Source organism: Stenotrophomonas pictorum JCM 9942 (assembly GCF_001310775.1).
GTDB lineage: Bacteria > Pseudomonadota > Gammaproteobacteria > Xanthomonadales > Xanthomonadaceae > Stenotrophomonas > Stenotrophomonas pictorum.
In genome coordinates this window covers 1-2,708 of record NZ_BAZI01000353.1, presented here as the reverse complement: position 1 = coordinate 2,708, position 2,708 = coordinate 1, and the positions used below count along the sequence as shown (strand labels likewise).

Genomic DNA, 2,708 nt, shown 5'->3' with positions numbered 1-2,708 from the left:
CCGCTCGCCATTGCCGAGCTGCAGCCGACCCAGGGCAGCTCGGTCAAAGGCACCATCCACTTCCTGCTGGTGGACGGCAAGCTGCGCGCCAGCGGCGACATCAGCGGCTTGAAGCCCGACAGCCAGCATGGCTTCCATATCCACGAGAAGGGTGATTGCAGTGCGCCGGACGGTAGCAGCGCCGGTGGCCACTTCAATCCCGGCAGCAGCGAGCATGGCAGTGTTGATGCGGTCGCCCATCACGGCGGCGACATGCCCAACATCAGCGCCGATGCGCAGGGCAATGCCCACATCGACGGCCCGGTGGCGAGCAACGTCAATGCCGGCAAGGGCGATGCGTTCGACATCATCGGCCGTGGTCTGATCGTCCACGCCGATGCGGACGACTACCAGACCCAGCCCACCGGCAACGCCGGCGCCCGGCTGGCCTGTGCGGTGATCACCGCCGCGCGGTAAGCGGCTCTGCAATGGAATGGAAAACGCCGGCAGTGGCCGGCGTTTTTCCCTGCGGCAGCGCGCTGGTGACTCAGTGCGCCAGCAGCGCCCTGGCATCCTGGCCGGCATGCACATGCACGTACAGCACGTCGACGCCATGGGCTTCGAGCACCGCGGCCATCTGCCGCTGGCGCATCAGGTACTGCTCGTAGATCCGCTGCAGGCGCTCGCCATCGCGGTTGTCGTGCGCGTAGTGCGCGCACCAGCCGGCCGGATCGAACAGCGCCATGCGCACCTCGCCGCCGACATAGCGCAGCAGCGGCTCGGGTCCGGTTTCCAGCCAATGCTCTTCGCCCGGCGCGAACATCGCCGTTTCCAGCAGCGGCCACAGATCGCCCAGCCCCTGGTTGTCGTACTGCATGGCCATCATCGCGGCCAGATCGTTCACCGTGAAATAGCGGGCGTGCTCGACCTGCGCGCCAAAGGCGTTCTGTGCCAGCAGCGCGGTGTCGGGCTGGGCCATGCCGTTGGCCAGCAGCAGCTCTTCCAAGGCCTGGCGACAGTCGTGCAGCACAGCGGTATCGGTGCCGGTCAGCACAAACGGCAGCACCCGCAGTCCACCGCCGGTCAATGCCGGATCGGCCTGCAGTGGCAGCGGCACCTCGCCTTTGGCATCGGCGCCGAAGGCCAGCAGACGCGGGCCCTGATGACGGCCGGGCGCGCGCATCTGCAGTTCTTCCAAGCGACGGTGGATCGGCCAGCCCGGGCGCAGCACTTCGGCCGGATCGAAATGCGCGGCGGCAAATACCAGATCCAGTTCACTTGCCTGTGGCACCAGCTTGGCCAGATCGCGGCCGATCAATGCGGCCAGTTCGCCGGCTTGAGCCGAGCCCAACGCGGCCTGTGTGGGTTGTTGGCCGCCGGCCAGTTCCAGCGCTACGACGCCCAGCGCATTCATGTCAGGGTTGGAATTGCTCATGGTTTGCGGTTGGCCCGTCACTGGCTCGAAGCTACACTCAACTCCATTATGCCTGCTATCACGTGCAGGCCACGTCGCACACACTTTCCCATGTCAGGTATCCGCATGCCCAGCGCCCGTCCCGTCGCCATTCTCGGTGGTGTCCGCATTCCGTTTTGCCGCCAGAACACCGCCTATTCGGACGTTGGCAACCTTGGCATGTCGGTCCGTACGCTCGGTGCGCTGGTGGAGCGCTTCGGCCTGCACGGGCAGCAGCTGGGTGAAGTGGCGATGGGCGCGGTGATCAAGCATCCCAGTGACTGGAATCTGGGCCGTGAAGCGGCGCTGTCCTCCGGGCTGTCGCCGCTGACGCCGGGCATCACCCTGCAGCGCGCCTGCGGCACCTCGCTGGATACGATCATCACCGTGGCCAACAAGATCGCACTGGGCCAGATCGACTCGGGCATCGGCGGCGGTTCGGATACCACCTCGGATGTGCCGATCGTCTATGGCAAGAAGCTGCGCGCGCGGCTGCTGGCGGCCAATCGCGCCAAGAGCACCGGCGACAAGTTCCGCGCGCTGACGGCGGGCTTCAAGTTCTCCGAGCTCAAGCCCGAGTTCCCCGGCGTGGCCGAGCCGCGTACCGGCAAGAGCATGGGCGAGCACTGCGAGGACATGGCCAAGGAGTGGAACATCTCGCGCGATTCGCAGGACGAATGGGCGGTGGCCTCGCACAGGAAGCTGGCCGCCGCCTATGAGCGCGGTTTCTTCAACGACCTGATCGCGCCGTTCCGCGGCGTGGAGCGTGACAACATCCTGCGTTCGGACACCTCGCTGGAAAAGCTGGCGACGTTGAAGCCGGCCTTCGACAAGACCTCCGGCCGCGGCACCCTGACCGCCGCCAACTCCACGCCGCTCACCGATGGCGCCTCGGCGGTGCTGCTGGCCAGCGAGGATTGGGCGCGCGCGCACGGCCACGAGCCGCTGGCGTACCTGCGTGACTCGCAGGTGGCGGCGGTGGATTTCGTCCATGGCGAGGGCCTGCTGATGGCACCGACCATCGCCGTGCCGGAAATGCTCAAGCGCAACGGCCTGACCCTGCAGGATTTCGATCTCTACGAGATCCACGAGGCCTTCGCCGCCCAGGTGCTGTGCACGCTGCGGGCGTGGGAGAGCGAGGACTACTGCCGCAACCGGCTGGGCCTGGACGCGGCGCTGGGCAAGATCGATCCGGACAAGATCAACCCGCTGGGTTCCTCGCTGGCCACCGGCCATCCGTTCGCCGCCACCGGCGCGCGGGTGATCGCCACGGCCG

The 2,708-nt window shown here is 67.0% G+C and carries 3 protein-coding genes; 2 read left to right on the top strand and 1 reads right to left on the bottom strand.

Features of this window, described 5'->3' with window-relative positions; all coding sequences use genetic code 11:
* Window positions 1-456: superoxide dismutase family protein (locus tag JCM9942_RS13580; protein ID WP_054660336.1), on the top strand; the 456-nt coding region annotated here is incomplete at its 5' end.
* A gap of 70 nt (window positions 457-526) precedes the next feature.
* On the opposite strand, the gene JCM9942_RS13575 is transcribed toward JCM9942_RS13580, so the two are convergent.
* Window positions 527-1,414 (bottom strand): hypothetical protein, encoded by an 888-nt coding sequence (locus tag JCM9942_RS13575; protein ID WP_054660334.1) that lies wholly within the window; start codon window positions 1,412-1,414, stop codon window positions 527-529.
* A 90-nt stretch (window positions 1,415-1,504) separates the two neighbouring features.
* Between JCM9942_RS13575 and JCM9942_RS13570 the strand changes: the two genes are divergently transcribed.
* On the top strand, window positions 1,505-2,708 hold a 1,204-nt coding region (locus JCM9942_RS13570; protein ID WP_089153178.1), incomplete at its 3' end, for an acetyl-CoA C-acetyltransferase.